This window comes from Glutamicibacter sp. (assembly GCF_035257265.1).
Taxonomy (GTDB): Bacteria; Actinomycetota; Actinomycetes; order Actinomycetales; family Micrococcaceae; genus Glutamicibacter.
This window is the reverse complement of record NZ_DATEXC010000050.1, coordinates 154309-169263: the sequence shown is the minus strand read 5'-3', so window position 1 is coordinate 169263 and position 14955 is coordinate 154309. Positions and strand designations below refer to the sequence as shown.

General features: G+C 58.7%; 13 protein-coding genes. 6 read left to right on the top strand and 7 right to left on the bottom strand.

The genetic code is table 11. The features are described 5' to 3' along the window. The 3 genes from VJ369_RS13710 to VJ369_RS13700 are packed head-to-tail and all read right to left on the bottom strand — an operon-like array spanning window position 1 to window position 4000. A complete protein-coding gene (locus VJ369_RS13710; protein ID WP_324092628.1) occupies window positions 1-1410 on the bottom strand; it encodes an alanine racemase in 1410 nt (469 codons plus the stop codon). Beyond that, window positions 1410-3011, bottom strand: a complete 1602-nt coding sequence (locus VJ369_RS13705; protein WP_324092627.1) for an FAD/NAD(P)-binding protein — start codon at window positions 3009-3011, stop codon at window positions 1410-1412. The genes VJ369_RS13710 and VJ369_RS13705 overlap by 1 nt, the downstream gene beginning before the upstream one ends. Further along, the gene (locus VJ369_RS13700) at window positions 3008-4000 is read right to left on the bottom strand and encodes a pyridoxal-phosphate dependent enzyme (protein WP_324092626.1); all 993 of its coding nucleotides are present in this window, start codon (window positions 3998-4000) and stop codon (window positions 3008-3010) included. Before VJ369_RS13700 ends, VJ369_RS13705 begins: the two co-directional genes overlap by 4 nt. A gap of 278 nt (window positions 4001-4278) precedes the next feature. On the opposite strand from VJ369_RS13700, the gene VJ369_RS13695 reads away from it, so the two are divergent. From VJ369_RS13695 to VJ369_RS13680, 4 genes are all read left to right on the top strand, one after another. Then, window positions 4279-5511 carry a CynX/NimT family MFS transporter gene (locus VJ369_RS13695; RefSeq protein WP_324092625.1) on the top strand — a complete coding sequence of 411 codons (1233 nt, stop codon included), beginning with the start codon at window positions 4279-4281 and terminating at the stop codon, window positions 5509-5511. A gap of 34 nt (window positions 5512-5545) precedes the next feature. Beyond that, a complete protein-coding gene (locus tag VJ369_RS13690; RefSeq protein ID WP_324092624.1) occupies window positions 5546-5728 on the top strand; it encodes a helix-turn-helix domain-containing protein in 183 nt (60 codons plus the stop codon). 102 nt (window positions 5729-5830) lie between these two features. Beyond that, window positions 5831-6469, top strand: coding sequence for a TetR/AcrR family transcriptional regulator (locus VJ369_RS13685; protein ID WP_324092623.1), 639 nt, complete (start codon window positions 5831-5833; stop codon window positions 6467-6469). A 42-nt stretch (window positions 6470-6511) separates the two neighbouring features. Beyond that, entirely contained in the window at window positions 6512-9070 is a 2559-nt protein-coding gene (locus VJ369_RS13680; RefSeq protein ID WP_324092622.1) for an MMPL family transporter, read from the top strand. Window positions 9071-9502: 432 nt separating this feature from the next. Here the strand turns inward: VJ369_RS13680 and VJ369_RS13675 are convergent, their stop codons facing one another. The 4 genes from VJ369_RS13675 to VJ369_RS13660 all read right to left on the bottom strand — a co-directional run bounded on the left by VJ369_RS13675 (window position 9503) and on the right by VJ369_RS13660 (window position 13148). After that, complete coding sequence (locus VJ369_RS13675; RefSeq protein ID WP_324092621.1) at window positions 9503-10831, bottom strand: HipA domain-containing protein; 1329 nt, start codon at window positions 10829-10831, stop codon at window positions 9503-9505. Between the two features lie 3 nt (window positions 10832-10834). Further along, window positions 10835-11053 (bottom strand): helix-turn-helix domain-containing protein, encoded by a 219-nt coding sequence (locus VJ369_RS13670; RefSeq protein ID WP_188683557.1) that lies wholly within the window; start codon window positions 11051-11053, stop codon window positions 10835-10837. A gap of 505 nt (window positions 11054-11558) precedes the next feature. Then, window positions 11559-12584 carry an Ldh family oxidoreductase gene (locus VJ369_RS13665; RefSeq protein WP_324092620.1) on the bottom strand — a complete coding sequence of 342 codons (1026 nt, stop codon included), beginning with the start codon at window positions 12582-12584 and terminating at the stop codon, window positions 11559-11561. Between the two features lie 90 nt (window positions 12585-12674). Next, the gene (locus VJ369_RS13660; RefSeq protein WP_096254391.1) at window positions 12675-13148 is read right to left on the bottom strand and encodes a hypothetical protein; all 474 of its coding nucleotides are present in this window, start codon (window positions 13146-13148) and stop codon (window positions 12675-12677) included. 219 nt (window positions 13149-13367) lie between these two features. On the opposite strand from VJ369_RS13660, the gene VJ369_RS13655 reads away from it, so the two are divergent. Together VJ369_RS13655 and VJ369_RS13650 are read left to right on the top strand one after the other, a co-directional pair. Then, window positions 13368-14054 carry an HD domain-containing protein gene (locus VJ369_RS13655; RefSeq protein ID WP_324092619.1) on the top strand — a complete coding sequence of 229 codons (687 nt, stop codon included), beginning with the start codon at window positions 13368-13370 and terminating at the stop codon, window positions 14052-14054. A 22-nt stretch (window positions 14055-14076) separates the two neighbouring features. Continuing rightward, window positions 14077-14913, top strand: a complete 837-nt coding sequence (locus VJ369_RS13650; RefSeq protein WP_324092618.1) for an IclR family transcriptional regulator — start codon at window positions 14077-14079, stop codon at window positions 14911-14913. Window positions 14914-14955 lie beyond the last annotated feature (42 nt).

Sequence of the window (14955 nt, the reverse complement as noted above, 5' to 3'; positions counted from 1 at the left end):
TCAGTCCAGAATCATCGAGTCGATATCGTCTCGAAGCCACCCCTGGCCACCGCTTCTAAGGTTGTTGGCTAGGGGCAGCTGGTGCGACGCGCTTTCGATAATATGCATCAGATACCCGCCGGTATTGGGAAATGCCACGAGGTCTCCCGCGGCAACGCCCTGCGGGAATTCGAAACGACGCCGCAAGATCAGCTCTTCCTCGATGCAGTAGGCCCCCACTAAAAACGCGCTGAGTGCGGCGCGCTCGCTTCGTGGCGTCCCTGTGTGAAGCAGCAACGGATCCAACAGGAAGTCCGCCGATGTTGAACGGCACTGCGTCCTGTTCATGTGCAGGCCCACTAGCGGCAGCCCATCGCTGCGGGTCTTAACAAAAGCGACCTTTGCAAGCGTCATCCCGCAACCGTCCAGCAGGCTACGACCGGGTTCGCAGCGCAGCTGAACGCCGCGTCGCTTGAGCATCTGCGCTACGGATTCATGTTCGCCTTCCGGATGGCTTGCAAGAATTTGATTCAGCCATTCTCCGCGGATCAATTTCTGGTGGTACGGATATACCGAGCCACTTGGCTCGGTTCCGTTGGCGCCCAGCCGATCGGATTTCCACGTCAAGGACTCATCCCCCGCGGGCAAGGCGGCAAGATCCTCCCAAAAACCGGTCCATTGCGCGGCATCATCCAGATAGGACATCGGGATCCCGCCTCCCATGTCCACGAATTCCGGGGTATGGCCCAATTCCCGCAAGGAGTCGATGAGCCGTAGCGATTCGGTCAGGACCAATGACCGCTGCTGCGCGCTGTACCCATTGAGGTGGAAATGGATGCCGCACACTTCCAAGCCCGTGGTTCGGTCCGCGGAGTCAAGAAACTCCAACCATTGCTCTGCACGGAGCCCGAACCGTGTGGGAGCAATGGCTGCGCTTGCGGAGGCGAGGCGCAAAGCGACCCGAACCCGGCGGCCGGACTGCGCCGCAATATCCAGCAGATACAGCGCCTCATCAACATTGTCCAGGCTCAGCACCACGTCATTTTCCACCGCCAATGTGAGCAGCTTTGCAGACTTGACCGCAGCCGTGACGATCAGCCGGTCTGCCGGGACCCCTCGTTTCAGGCACTGGTCGAGTTCGTGGAAACTCGCCACATCGACGCCGCACCCCTCCGCCGCTGCATGGTCGACGGCCCCGATCGTTTTGTTTGCCTTGCGCGCCAAATAGATCTGGAAATCTATTTCATGTTCAGCTGCGGCTTCTCGCAGCTCGGCAATATTCCTGCTCATGGGAGTGAAGTCATGGAGGTTCAGCGGTGACCCGTACTGCTTGATCAATTCTTGGCAGAGGACCGGATCCGCCAAGAGGTCTTCCATCCACGGTTCCAGGCGCGCGGTGAGCTGGGCAGTTCCGTACATCAGCGGTGGCATCAATGAGCTACTTTCTGGCTTTCGGTGGTGACTTTTTGTGCAATTCTTTGGGCCCAACCCCGGTACTCCGGGTGCAGCGTGCGATTCAGGGTGTCGTGCCCAAGTGTGGGGTCCTCGGTGGGTCTGCCCAAGGCGGCTAGCGACTCGTTGCGTTCTCCGCGCACATTCAGGCACGTGCCGTCGGTATCCGTCAATAATCCGCGTTCCCCCGAGCGGATCAGAACCTCGCCGTGGGCAAGCAAACCGTTGAACAAGGTGCTTGCTGGGTGTCCATCCGGCGCCGGCCCGGCGAGCACTCCTGCCGGCGCGGTCACGGCATCGATGAACACGGCACCGGCTTCAACCGGCTTATTAAAGAGTGCTTGGTTGAGCAATCCTGCATCGAACAGAGCCAACAGCTTAAACGCGGTGGGCTCGGGTGGGCCGAAGGCCATGCGTTCCAGGTTTGCGGCCAAGCAGCTGAAATGTTCACGCTCCCCTGTCCGCCAGGGGATTCTTGCTAGCGCGCTAACCAGCTGGGCATAAACCCCGGGCCAGACGATAGCCCAGACCCATTCGTGGGTGGGAGTTTCCAAACCGTGGTTTGCACGCAAGCTCCTGCGCAGCTGTTCGGCCGGGTCGCCCAGAGTTTGCATGTGCTCTGAGCACCCCGTCTGCAGGGTTTCCCACAAAGACTTCTTGCTGGCGGGAACCCCGCTGAGTTCCGCACAGTCTTTGGCACAGGCAAGCAGGATCTGCCACAACACGTTCACCTCGTGGGTAGCCCCATCAGTGGTGCCCCACAGGAGTACTTTCTCCTTATAGGCTTCAAGAGTGCTTTGCAGGTTCGCCGGAACACTTTGAGGCTTTGGACTCATAGGAATGTTATTCCGAGAGGTCATGGTGATTCGTTCTGGCTCATCCCCGCTAGGCAGATAACGCAGGCCCGGCAGACCGTTCGTTGTTTGGGCCGCCCAGGTTCCACCACGTCCCTCGGTCAGGGACAGGACTACGTCATAGGCGGTGAGCGCCGCTCCCCTGATAAGCACGTTGCTTCCCGCCGGCACCCCGTCCACATTGTTTGTCCCGCGTTCTACAGTGAGCCCGGCTGCTGCAAGTGAACCTTCCGGAGAATTCTCTGCCCGGTAACCGGCAAGCCCGTGCCCAGTGACGATCACTACCTCGTCATAGAGTTCACTACCTCGTTGTGTGGTGACCTCCCAGTACGAGCCGCTACGCACCAAGTTGCCGACGGCCGAACTTCGGTGGGCTATCTGCAGATTGCCCTGCTTCTTTAGACGTTCAAACTGCTCCCTCAGATACTCACCGACCAGCGCTCGTGGTGGATATGTATCCTCCTGCGCGCGAGAGCTATCCGCGCTCCTCCACTGGTTGAAAGTCTGCGGACACAGGCTGGAAGAGGCATCAATAATGCGCGCGTTGACGTTCAGCTTGAGTTCCCGTGGCTGCTCGGTATTCCAGACTCGTCCGGCACCGGGTGAATAGGGGTCATAAACATCAACCTGAACCGCCTGGGCAATTTGCTCGTCAAGGCAGTCGTTGAGCTCTAACAAAGCAAACAGGCATTTCGGGCCGCCGCCAATCATGGCTATGCGGGTCATGGAGCCGAAAGCTCTTCTCGCTGCAGAGCCTCTACGCTGTCTGGTTCTTCACCCAGTTGTTCGCGAACCCAGTCGTCGTTGTACACGCTATGCAGGTATGGAACCCCCGAATCATGAACCAAGAAGGCAATGCGTGATCCTTGGGGAATTTCCGGGAGTAGCTGCCCAATGGCGGAGACTATTGCCCCGGTGGATGCGCCGGCAAGAATTCCTTCACGGCGGGCAAGCGTCCGACAGCCACGCACCATGTCGATTTCCGGGATCCGGAACACCCGATCTGGCTTCGCCTGCAATGCCAGCTCCGGAACAATTCCTGCGCCCAGACCGGGCAAACGCCTGTTTCCGGATTCGCCACCGAATAGCACCGAGCCCATGGCATCCACAGCAATGAGCTTCGTCGAAAGTCCGTGCTCGCGCACATAGTTTTGGCATCCTAGAATTGTGCCGGTAGTGCTGGTGGCGACAAATAACATGTCCAGGCGGCCATCTACCGCCTCCATGATCTCCGGCATCGTAGAGGAAAAATGTGCTGCAGGATTGTGCGGTGAACCGTACTGGTTCGTGGTGACGGACCCAGGGTTCTCGGCCAGCAGTTGCGCAACCCGTTGCCGGCGAGCTGCGAGCTTGTTGCCGTCCGGCTGGTTGACCACCAGATCAACCGTGGCACCGTAGGCACGCATGATGTCCAACGCAGACTTGTTCGCGTTCTCATCGACTACCGCCACAAATTTGATGCCGCGAACTACGCATTGCCGGGACAGGGCAATGCCTAGATTTCCTGAGGTTGATTCAATGACCATTCCGCCCGGTTGCAACTGCCCCGATTGCATAAAGGAATCGATCAGGCTTCCTGCCGTGCGTTCCTTGGTGCTTCCGGAAAGCTGCAGTAAATCCAGCTTGGCAAAAATCTCAATACCTGGTGCATCAAACAGCCTGTCCAGCTTCACCGTTGGTGAGTTGAAAGGGCTCAGGGTTCCAACACTATCCATGATCATTTCTCGCATTCGTGCGTTGGCAAATTCAGCTGGCTTGTACTTCTTCCGTTGAGTTCGAGGACAAGTCCTCCTCACTCCATTTTTCGCAATTCTAAGTGCGAAAGATCGAGACTGGCTAGGAAATCCATGAAATCCCAAGGATTCTTAATTACTGGGCCGAACAGCATATGACGTTACAAAGCCAAGCTTTGGGATAGGTCGTGAAAGAATCCACGGTGTATGCCTTGGACCACGGTCGCTAGATGGCCTGATCCGACGTGGAAGGAAAAGTCATGAACTCAACGAACAATTCAGTCGATACTCACCAGCGCACCGACTCTGCATGGATTATCACTGTCTTCGCAGGAGTTATGGCGGCCCTGCATATTTGGAAGCTTCCAGCGGCGATTCCGGTACTGCAAGAAGAACTACAAATCTCGCTATTTCTTTCCGGAGTGCTGCTCGGTGTTGTTCAAGTTGCCGGCATGGTTGGCGGTTTGGCCATGTCGTTACTGGCAGAAATTCACTCCCAACGAAAGATCATGCTGCTCGGCCTGATATTGCTGGTTTGCGGTTCAATTCTCGGCTCGTTCTCCCCCAGCGCTGGCATGCTCCTAGGGACACGCATCATTGAAGGTGCCGGCGTCATCATGTGCAGCGTAATGGGCCCTGGCTTGGTCCGCGCCCATGCACCTTTAAAACGGATGAATCTTGCGGTGGGCTGGTGGGCCGCGTTCATGGGCACTGCAACGTTCTTCGGCATTCTGGGAACCGCAATTTCCCTGCAATTCATCTCATGGCAGACCTGGTGGTTCATCCTTGGACTGCTCACATTTGTACCGATTGCCCTGATTCTCAAATTCGTCTCAGCCACCGACCCGGGCGGAGGTTCGAGCACCAAATCCGCCTTCCGAAAAATCGCGGTCACCGCTTCTTCTGGCCGAGTATGGGTCAGCGGCCTCATCTTCGGCTGCTACACGGTGCAGTGGATGGCGATCGTTGGATTTTTGCCCACCATTTTCCGTGAAGACGGGCTGTCACCGATTCTCGGGGGATTATTCTCGGCTGTAGTCGGCGGGCTGAACGCCCTCGGGGCAATCATCACCGGAGTGCTGCTGCAACGTGGCATCGCCGGCAAACACCTGTTGTTGGGCTCATTTGTGATCATGGCCGTGACGGCCGTGCTGACTTTCGCGATCGACTACCCGAAAACCCTGGTCCTCGTTCAGGTGCTTTGCGTGGGGCTGTTCTCCTTATGCGGTGCCGCGGTTCCTGCCACGATGACTCGCTTGGCGGTGGATCTGGCACCGGAGGGCGGCTCGGCCCCGGCGGCCATGGGCCTGATGCAGCAGATTTTTAATATCGGGAACTTCACCGGTCCCATGCTTGTCGCGTGGCTGGTAGTCTTCACTGGAGGCTGGTCTTCCACCTGGTGGGTGAGCGTGTTCTTCGGAACCCTTGGCTTAGCCATGGTCTTGGTTCTATTGCCCAGGAACTCTCCGCTGAATTCAATCCAGCACGCCTAGTTCCACCGAATAATACTGTGCAGCGCACTATCGGATGCATGCGCGCACCTGCGCAGCGTTATATATCCACGCCAATACCTTGTATAACCGACTGGAGCGTATCGACAAGCTCATTGGGCCGGGGTGGAAAGATTCCTCACGAAATCTGGACCTCCAGCTGGCCATGCGCCTGAACCGGCTAATCAGCACCATTGTGCAACACCATGATGAGCGCTGAGCCCGGACTCTAATTCCGTCCGTGACACAGACCCGCGAGAGTCGCATCACACCCGCCGCTAGATAGTTGCACTGAATGCATCGATGCACTTAGTGTAATTAGGTGAATACTCCCCTGACGGCGGTTGACCGCCGTACCGAGATCAAGGCAAAGCATCGCCAGTCGATCATCGACGCCGCCTCGAGAATCATGCGCGAGCGTCAGAGCAGTGAGTTCTCCGTTGACGACTTGGCACTTGCAGCAAATGTCTCCCGCCGCACGATCTTCAACCATTTCGCCTCCCTCGATGACGTGATCATTGAGGCATGCGGCAAAGAACTCACACGGGTCGTTGAACACCTTGCCTCCATTTCGCCGGCGTCCGGCAGTGCCAAGGTCCCCATTTTTGATGACCTTGCACAGACCTTTCGCCAAGCAGATCTGATCACCGCCATGGTCTACCTGACAAAGGTCCTTGGCAGCGATGATCCCCGGCTTACGCCACGTCAGGCTCAAATGGCCGGACGCGCGTTTACCGAAATTAATGAACACCTCGGGCGGGAATTGCACGGCCGGCACCCCGATGCGGATCCGCTTGAGGTGGGTTTGTTGGTCAGCACCATGACCAACGGCTTGCTGGTGATTTACCTGCACTGGATCTCGGTCTGCGGCGCCGTCGACTCACCGGAATCCAGGAAGCTGTGGTCACAACTTGTCGACCGGCTGATTAGCTCGCTGCGCACCGGGTTTGGGTCCCACTAACTCCACTAAGAAGCATCTTTTACAACAAACTACGAAGGACTCATGGCTGAATTTCTGTATCGTCTTGGACGCGGCTCCGCCCGCCATGCACGAAAAATCCTGGCCGCGTGGTTCGCGGTACTGCTGGCCGTGGGCGTGGCCTTCGCGTTGGGTGGCGGAACGCTGTCAAACGCCATGTCGATTCCCGGCACCCCCACGGCGCAGGTCACCGACAAGCTTGCCGAGAAGTTCCCCGAGGCTTCGGGCGGCACCGGCAGCGTCGTAGCCCAAACCAGCGACGGCAAGGCCTTCACGCCGGCGCAGGAAAAAGCAATCAGCAAGATCATCACCAAGGCAACCACGATCAATGGCATCGAAACCATCGTTGATCCCTTTGCCAGCGAGGCCGAGCGCAGCAAGCAGGCCAAGGACATCAAGGATGGCAAGGCCCAAATCGCCGACGCCCGTGAGCAGCTAACTGCGGGCACCACCCAACTTGATGATGCCGAGGCCCAACTGAATACCGGGCGCGAACAGCTCGAGCAGGCCATCAGCCAGGCCAAGGCGGCCGGCATATACGAGCCGGCCAAGGCCCAATTCGACGCACAGCAAGCCCAGCTGGACGCCGGCGCCGCCGAGCTGGAGAAGCAACGCGCAGCACTTGAAGAAAACACCGCCGAGCTTGAGGCACAGCAAGAGTCCCTTGAGCAGGGCGCCTCACTGCTGGAGATGGCGGCCGAAATCCGCAACGTGTCCCAGGACGGCGCAGCCGCGGTCATCACCACGGTCTTCACCGAGGCACAGATGGATATCGCCCAGGAAACCAAGGATCAACTGGTTGCGGCATTCGACGACACCCCAGTTGCGGGCGTCAGCTTCGACTACTCCTCCGAGGTCTCCCAGGGCATCCCCAGCGTCTTTGGCGTAGGCGAGGCCATTGGCCTGCTGGTCGCCGGAATCGTCCTGGTAGTCATGCTGGGGACACTGATCGGTGCGGGGCTTCCGTTGCTGACGGCCCTGGTGGGCGTTGCCATCGGCGCCCTCGGCGCCATGTCGCTGTCCAGCGTGCTGGACATGTCCTCGGTAACCCCGATGCTCGGCTTAATGCTGGGTCTGGCGGTGGGCATCGACTACTCGTTGTTCATCATCAACCGCCACCGCCACCAGCTCAAGGACGGCTACTCGGTCCGCGAGTCGATCGCCTTGGCCAACGGCACCTCCGGCAATGCCGTGGTCTTTGCCGGCGCCACCGTGTTCATCGCCTTGCTGGCACTAAATGTCACGCGCATTCCGTTCCTGGGACTTATGGGCTCCGTTGGCGCGGTCAGCGTCCTGATTGCCGTGCTGGTGGCCATCACCATGACCCCGGCACTGCTTTCACTGGTGGGGACCAAGATCCTCAGCCGCAAGGAACGCACAGCGCTGGCTGCCGGTGTAGCGGCGCAACCAGTGCTCGCTCCGTCCCCGAAGAAGGCCGTGCGTGCAATGTCCACCAAGGGCGCCATCGGCACCGCGGTGGTCTCTATCGCGCTCTTGCTGGTGCTCGCGATTCCAGCACTAGACCTGCGGCTGAACCTGCCCGACGGGTCTTCCGAAGCCCACGACACCACGCAGTACCGCGCGTATTCGGCCATCTCTGAGCGGTTCGGCGAAGGCCAGAACGGTCCGCTGCTGGTGGTCGCCGACCTTCCCGCCACCAACACCGACGAGGCGGCGCTGGCTTACCAGCGCGAGATCGCCGAGGCGCTCTTCGCCCAGCCAGACGTGGTTGCTATTGCCCCGGCAGGCACCTCCACGGACCGCACGGTAGCCGCATTCCAGGTCATCCCTGCGCAGGGCCCCACCAGCGTTTCCACCGAAAACCTGGTGCACGACCTGCGTGGGCTCTCACCGCTGGACGGCAAATTTGAGATTGGCGTGGCCGGTGCGGCCAGTGGCAACGTGGACATCTCAGAGAAGCTTGCCCAAGCCCTGCCGATCTACCTGGGCGTGGTGGTGGGACTGTCCATGATCATCCTAATCCTGGTGTTCCGCTCGATTTTTGTGCCGGTAGTTGCCACGCTCGGATTTATCCTTTCCTACTTCGCGGCCCTCGGCGGCGTGGTGGCCATCTACCAGTGGGGCTGGTTCTCCGCGGTCTTCGGGGTTGACACCCCGGGGCCCATCCTGAACTTCCTGCCCACGCTGTTAGTCGGAATCCTCTTCGGGCTGGCCATGGATTACCAGCTGTTCATCGGCTCGGGCATGCGCGAGGCCTACGCCCATGGTGCCAGCTCGCGGCTGGCCGTGGTCCAGGGCGTTCGCGCCGGACGCGCGGTGGTATCCGCGGCCGCGATCATCATGATCTCGGTCTTCGGCGGCTTTGTGTTCTCACACAGCGCGATGATCCGGCCGATCGGCTTTGCCCTGGCTTTCGGCGTACTGGTTGATGCGTTTGTGGTTCGCATGCTTTTGATCCCGGCACTCATGCACTTAGCCTGCGACAAGGCCTGGTGGCTGCCGAAGTGGCTCAACAGGATCCTGCCGGATATTGATGTTGAAGGCGCTTCTTTGGAACGTCGTCATCCGCATGCAGAGGCCGAGGGTTCACCGGACCCGGCTGTGCCTGCCAAGAGCAGCTAGCTCGGTCCGCAGCTGGATCCCTCGGGGCGGTTGCCACCATCACGATGGTGGCAACAGCCCTGAGGCGTTTAATCGATCCGTGTTGATGCGAATCCATGAGGTAACTGTTCGGGGGTCGGCAAAAAGGGATTCAACGTTATTGCTAAGGACACTACCTACGCCTAGTCCGCGTTTGAGGACAACTGATCTTCTGCGACTCTCGGATCCGCTGGTCTCACACATCTAGGGGTGTTTGGCATTCAAACTGCTTCAGCATTTACCCCGTGAGGTTCCCTGTCGAAGGATTGATGTCATGGTGCCCTTGCACCTGCATCATCCAAGTGCGATATACGAGCGGAACCAGTAGCGCGACAGCGTCAAGCGTGAGAAGTTCGCTGTTGAGCGTTTCACCGGTTTGGGAATGGTAGCTCAGAGACCCCCTGTGTGGGATGGTTACGGCTTTCGCACTGGAGGAAGTTTCCAGATGGGTGCCAAATTGCTCAGGGCAATCGGCCCACTGGCAATTGCCGCTTTCCTGCCGTTCAGCAGATTTTTAGCATGGCCGGCAACCAGGAGGGGCAGCTTCTCGCTGCCGCCGCGTAGCTCGATTTCTTGGCTGGCATATCGAAGCTTTGCCAAAGTCTCATTGACAATTTCCAACGCCCGATTCTCTTTGAGCCCCCACGATGCAGCCTCCGAAATCAACCGTTCGCGGGTGACGTGCGGCTGATGCGAGATCCCGTCGATCTTCATCGAGAGTGTGACGGGTCGACCATAGTAAAGAATCTGAGGAGTGACGTCGTATAACGGAGCCAACTCGATACGCCCATCAGGCCTGTGGAGGATGGAGAAATTCTTTCCATGGGCGTCAGTGTTTCCGCAAACAACGTTTGCCACGACGTAGGCCAAAAGCTGCTCGCGGTCATCAAGGCCTTGCCCGAAAGCTGTGCGTCGCCGGCTCAAGATACCTGCCATATTTTTGAGAGTGGCACGGTAAGGGTGATTGTGCTCAAACTTCGAATCGGCATCCCACGGAAGACCGATCGCCTGAGCCAAATCTTCTTGGTGGACTCGCCCAATGACCCCTTGGTCATCGGTGAACCGATCGTATCTTTCGATCACCAAAGCGGAGGTGCCATCAAATATTGACACCTCGCTGGCGAAGTTCACCAGATCACACCTTCTACCGAGTTCCAGGCAGTACGCTTCATCAAAAAGTGCACGCAGTCCTCGGGCGGAGTCCTCGTCTACGCAAGGCTTCACTATGTGCGTACTCGGTGCACCATTCACTGCATCGTGCCAGGCTCCATCGATACGGGCCATCGTCATCTTTGGTTGATAGCCGGCCAGTGATCCTCCACCGCCTACTTGGCCTAACGTGTGGAGGTTGATGCGCCCGATTTTTTGTGCGACTTGGGCGTCGGTCATCGGCTCATAGCTACCTACCGATAGATCTGATATTTCACCAATTTGCAGTGCCCCGGCTACATCGAGTCCTGCGTATGCGAGATGTCCAAACACGTCGGGGCGCTCTGCCCCGGAATCTCGAACAAGGTTCTCCAGACCTTTACCCTCGGGAAGCAGTCCTCCAAAAAATGCTGTTGCCGCTCCTGGCAGAGACTGACGAGGGCCCAGCGGCAGGCTCAAGGAAACAATCGTCGAACCAATGCCAAATTTGGCCATTCCTTCACTGGTGGACTGATAGGTGATTTGATCGCGAGAAATGCGACGGATGTCGCCGACATAAACTCCGTAGATGTGGACTGGAAGGGTTGCATCCACTGGCTACCGGGCCTCCCTGAACGAAAGCTCAATTCCGAGCGCTGACAAGACTTCGAGGAGCCTGGCATTGAGCACTTTTGGCTTGCCCGTTTCCAGTTCAGAAAGGTAGCGTTGGCTGACTCCGAGACGCTCCGCAAGTTCTACCTGTGAGAGTCCGTGACGTTGCCGCACAGCCAACACCATCAACCCGAGGTCGGATGTCTTGCGGATGATCCCATGCATTTTCATTACCTTTACGTAGTAAAGAAGATTTCATTACCTTTTCGTAATCATACCACCGCTATGAGCTATTCGTAATAGGGGATGTATCCAAAGCAAACACCCACACCCAATACCGCGCCCAAGGACCGCCGGATTCCCCCGTCGAGCATCTGGCGTGCAATATGCAGGGTGTCTAACAAGCAAATATTCGCAGGAAAGCCGGGAAGCAGATAGCCATCCATGGTCGGATCGGGTTGTCCGGAGACAAAACGCGAAATCGCCGAGGAGTAGTCTCGGCACGTTGCACCAACACATTACCCACCGTCCGCTTTTAGGATCTCAGCAACACCAATGCCAATCGAACGAAAAATCACTTACCTCGTCAGGTTTTCACGCAATCCAACGAAGACTACTTGATCAGCTCCGAGAAGTCTGCAGCTTGCAGGACCCAGGTTCAGGCTCTATCTCTTCCTTCTGCGGATACAAGGCCACCCCTGTCCGGCACTTCAAGATCAACGTTGCAAACCTATCTGACCTGCGGTGCATCCACCTTCAGCTGCTCGGCAATCTGGAACAACGAAGCCGTGGTCACGGGGTTGAGCAAGATTGTATTATCCGCGGCGAGCTGTTCGGCACTTGGAGCATTTTCACCGGGAGCGCGCACCGCAGACTGACCGGCTTCCATTTCGGTGTCCTTCACATAGGCGATGAATTCTTCCACCTGCGCGGTGTACTCATTCAGGTCACGCAGTTGCGCCACATCGATGGCAATGATCAGCGTTCCTTGGGCTTCTTCGCTCTTGCGTCCTGAGACGGTGTCCGAACCGGACAGCGCACCGCCGAGAGCTTCAACAAGTAGCGCTAATCCAAAGCCTTTAAACCCGCCAAAGGGTTTGAGGTGTCCGCCGGCTCCGACCCATTGTTCTGATACCTTAGCGCCGCTGTCTTTCTCATAGTGCAGTCGTCCGGAGGCTACCGCGCTGGTGGCAAAATCAAGCACCATGTGCGGGGCTTGGGCACGCGGCACCCCGGCGGCGATGGGGTTGGTGGAGAGCCGCGGCTGCAGCCCGCCGGGCGGAAGCACCGATTGCAGTGACCCGTTATTGTTTCCGAAGATCAGAGTGATCACTCCCGCCTCGGCCGCCTGCTCGCAGAAGGGTGCAAAGCGTCCGGCGAAGTCGCTATTGCGCACGGTGACGGCACTAATGCCGTACTCCTTGGCGCGTTCTACAGCGAGCGCGGTGGCATCGCGTAAGGCAAAATGTCCGGGAGCACGGTTGCCGTTCAGCGCAAGCAGTGCCCCAGAAACTTTCTCAACGCTGGTCTTGGCTGACGGGTTTGTCTTGCCTTCCAAGGCCCGGCCCACGTATTCCGGTAGCCGGCGCAAGCCGTGGGAGGGGTGGCCCGCAATTTCGGAGGCCATCAGGTGATAGGCCATGTAGCTGGCATCTTCCACGCTGGCTCCCACGGCCTGCATGCAGCACACCGTGAACTCTTCGAGCTGTTGCGAGCTGAAGGCCGTGGACTCGTTCTGGTTTGCCGATTGACTCACTGCATCTCCTTGGCTGATTTGCGGTGCTGGCTGTAGCCAGCCACCATATCCGGATACTTCCCTACAACGCTGCTGAATTCAATTCGAGGTCTATTCGGCGAAGGCGGGGGTCTTCACCCGGCATTCCACGCGTTCTCCCACGGCACCGGTTTTTGTGCTGATCTCTTTTTCGCCGTCGAGCAGTACCCGGCAGGTCGCGCTGGCTCCCTTGCGCGGGGTGGCTGCAACACCGGCGTCGTCTTCGGCGGTAACTATCGTCGTTTCCCGCCAGGTTGCGGTGTCTGCATTCTTCGCGTCATTAACCGTCGCCGCCGTTTCCACGGTGGTTTCCGCCGAGGCCTCACCGCGCCCCGGGGATTCGAGGTAAACGATCTGGTCCACGGCGTTGATCGTCTCGCCGGTGACCGTGACCTCGTAGGTCACGCTCCACGCGTCGGCGGTCTGCTTGTTGAAGGATTCCACGGCTCCGCACCCGGTGAGCGATATCCCCGCAATGACCGCCATCGCGCAAACCGCCGCACGCTTGCCCGGCCGCGCCGTCTTCACCCATCCACCCAAATTCATTCGTTCCTCCTGATCAATTACGGGTACCGGGCTCCGGCCCCAATCTTCAGCCTACAAGTCCGCGCGTGCCCGACACCTCAACCGGCAGGTGGAAAATCCGTCGGCCCGGCTGCGACCAGCGAGGTAGCACCCGGCCATGGGCCGGGCCTCCTTTATACGGCATCCACTGGATGGAAGCACGCACTAGCCGTGCGGTGATTGCTCTGCAACTATTGCCCCATGACTAAGCTGCAGCCGGAAACAAATTTTTATGGCCACAATGTTTCAGCCTTTCTCGGACCAAGCCCGGCAACGCTCTTCGAGCAGCACCCGCTGCTAGCCAGTCTCTGGGAAGACGCTAAGGGGTATCTGCTGGTGCGCAGCAACGACGCGCACACCCTCTACGCGGTATCGCTGGCCAAGACGCTGCTCAGCCACCACCGGCACGCCGACCCGGATATTGTCTTGCCGGCCATACTGCTGCACGACATCGGCTGGTCATCCGTAGCGCCAGATTTGGTGCTCTCGGCCATCGCCCCGGGCGGCGGAAATAATGAGCTGGTCTTACAGCATGAAAAAGAAGGCGCCCGACTGGCCGGAGAACTCCTGGCAAAGCACGGGGTCGGCCCGGACGTCCTAGAGCTCATCAGCTACATTATCGATGGCCACGATTCCCGCAAGGAATCCACCAGCCTGGAAGACAGCCTGGTCAAGGACGCGGACAAGCTCTGGCGGCTGACTCCCCACGGGATCAACACGGTGATGGACTGGTTCGGGCTGACCCGGCTGCAGGCGGTGGACCTGTGCGAATCACGGGTCCTCGACCACCTGTTCACCGAGGCCGCGCGCATCATCGCCACCGGTTTGCTCGCGGTGGAACGCGCCAATCTCTTCGACCAACGGCTAGCCTTGGACTCACCAAGCTAGTTCTGCACCCAAGGAGCAACTCATGGCCGGTGGCACCTCGCAGCCCGGACGCAGCGTCACCTCTAAAATCTTGGCCATCCTGGCGGCTTTTGAAACAACCCGCCGCTCTCTGAGCCTGACCGAAATTGCGGCGTCCGCGGATCTTCCGCTGTCCACCACGCACCGGCTGGTCGGCGAGCTCATCGAGGCAGGCATGCTCAGCCGCACCCCGAATGGCGGAATCCAGCTGGGTTTGCGGTTGTGGTCCATCGCGCAGAACACCGGCCGGCAGCTGCGCGATACCGCCCGCCCCTTTGTCCAGGACATCTTCTCGCTCACCGGTGAGACCAGCCAGTTGGCCATCCGGGACGGCAACTCGGCGCTGTACATCGACCGGGTTTATGGCACCAAGCGCATTGCCCGGGCCTCACGTGTCGGCGGCCGGCTACCTTTGCACGCGACAGCCGTGGGCAAGGTGATCTTGGCTTTTTCTGAGCCCTGGGTGATGGACGCCTATCTGGACCATCCGCTGGAAGCGCTCACCGCGCATACCCATAACTCCCCCATTCAGCTGCGCAAGGAACTGGAACAAGTGAAGGCGAAGAACTACGCAGTCACGCGGGAAGAAGTCCGCTTGGGCACCTGCTCCATCGCAGTCCCGGTCTACCACACCGGTCGCTTAGGCTGCTCCATCGGCGTAGTAGTCCCTTCCTCCCACGCAGCGAATATGGAACGCCACCTGCCGGTTCTTAATGGGATTGCTAAACGCCTGGAGGCGGCGACAGTGCACATTCCACTGGAAACGCTGCTTGGCATCATTACCGGCAAGGACAAGAACATTCCTGAATTAGACGAGGATGACAGCTACCCCGAGGCCTAAAGACACCTTCCACTGGATGGAAGATGCGTCTTCCGTTCGGAA

Coding starts and splice junctions, on each gene's coding strand:
- VJ369_RS13705 (WP_324092627.1), bottom strand. CDS start 3,011: ATGACCCGCATAGCCATGATTGGCGGCGGCCCGAAATGCCTGTTTGCT.
- VJ369_RS13670 (WP_188683557.1), bottom strand. CDS start 11,053: ATGCATGGGATCATCCGCAAGACATCCGACCTCGGGTTGATGGTGTTG.
- VJ369_RS13700 (WP_324092626.1), bottom strand. CDS start 4,000: ATGGATAGTGTTGGAACCCTGAGCCCTTTCAACTCACCAACGGTGAAG.
- VJ369_RS13710 (WP_324092628.1), bottom strand. CDS start 1,410: ATGCCACCGCTGATGTACGGAACTGCCCAGCTCACCGCGCGCCTGGAA.
- VJ369_RS13690 (WP_324092624.1), top strand. CDS start 5,546: ATGCATGCGCGCACCTGCGCAGCGTTATATATCCACGCCAATACCTTG.
- VJ369_RS13655 (WP_324092619.1), top strand. CDS start 13,368: ATGACTAAGCTGCAGCCGGAAACAAATTTTTATGGCCACAATGTTTCA.
- VJ369_RS13680 (WP_324092622.1), top strand. CDS start 6,512: ATGGCTGAATTTCTGTATCGTCTTGGACGCGGCTCCGCCCGCCATGCA.
- VJ369_RS13650 (WP_324092618.1), top strand. CDS start 14,077: ATGGCCGGTGGCACCTCGCAGCCCGGACGCAGCGTCACCTCTAAAATC.
- VJ369_RS13660 (WP_096254391.1), bottom strand. CDS start 13,148: ATGAATTTGGGTGGATGGGTGAAGACGGCGCGGCCGGGCAAGCGTGCG.
- VJ369_RS13695 (WP_324092625.1), top strand. CDS start 4,279: ATGAACTCAACGAACAATTCAGTCGATACTCACCAGCGCACCGACTCT.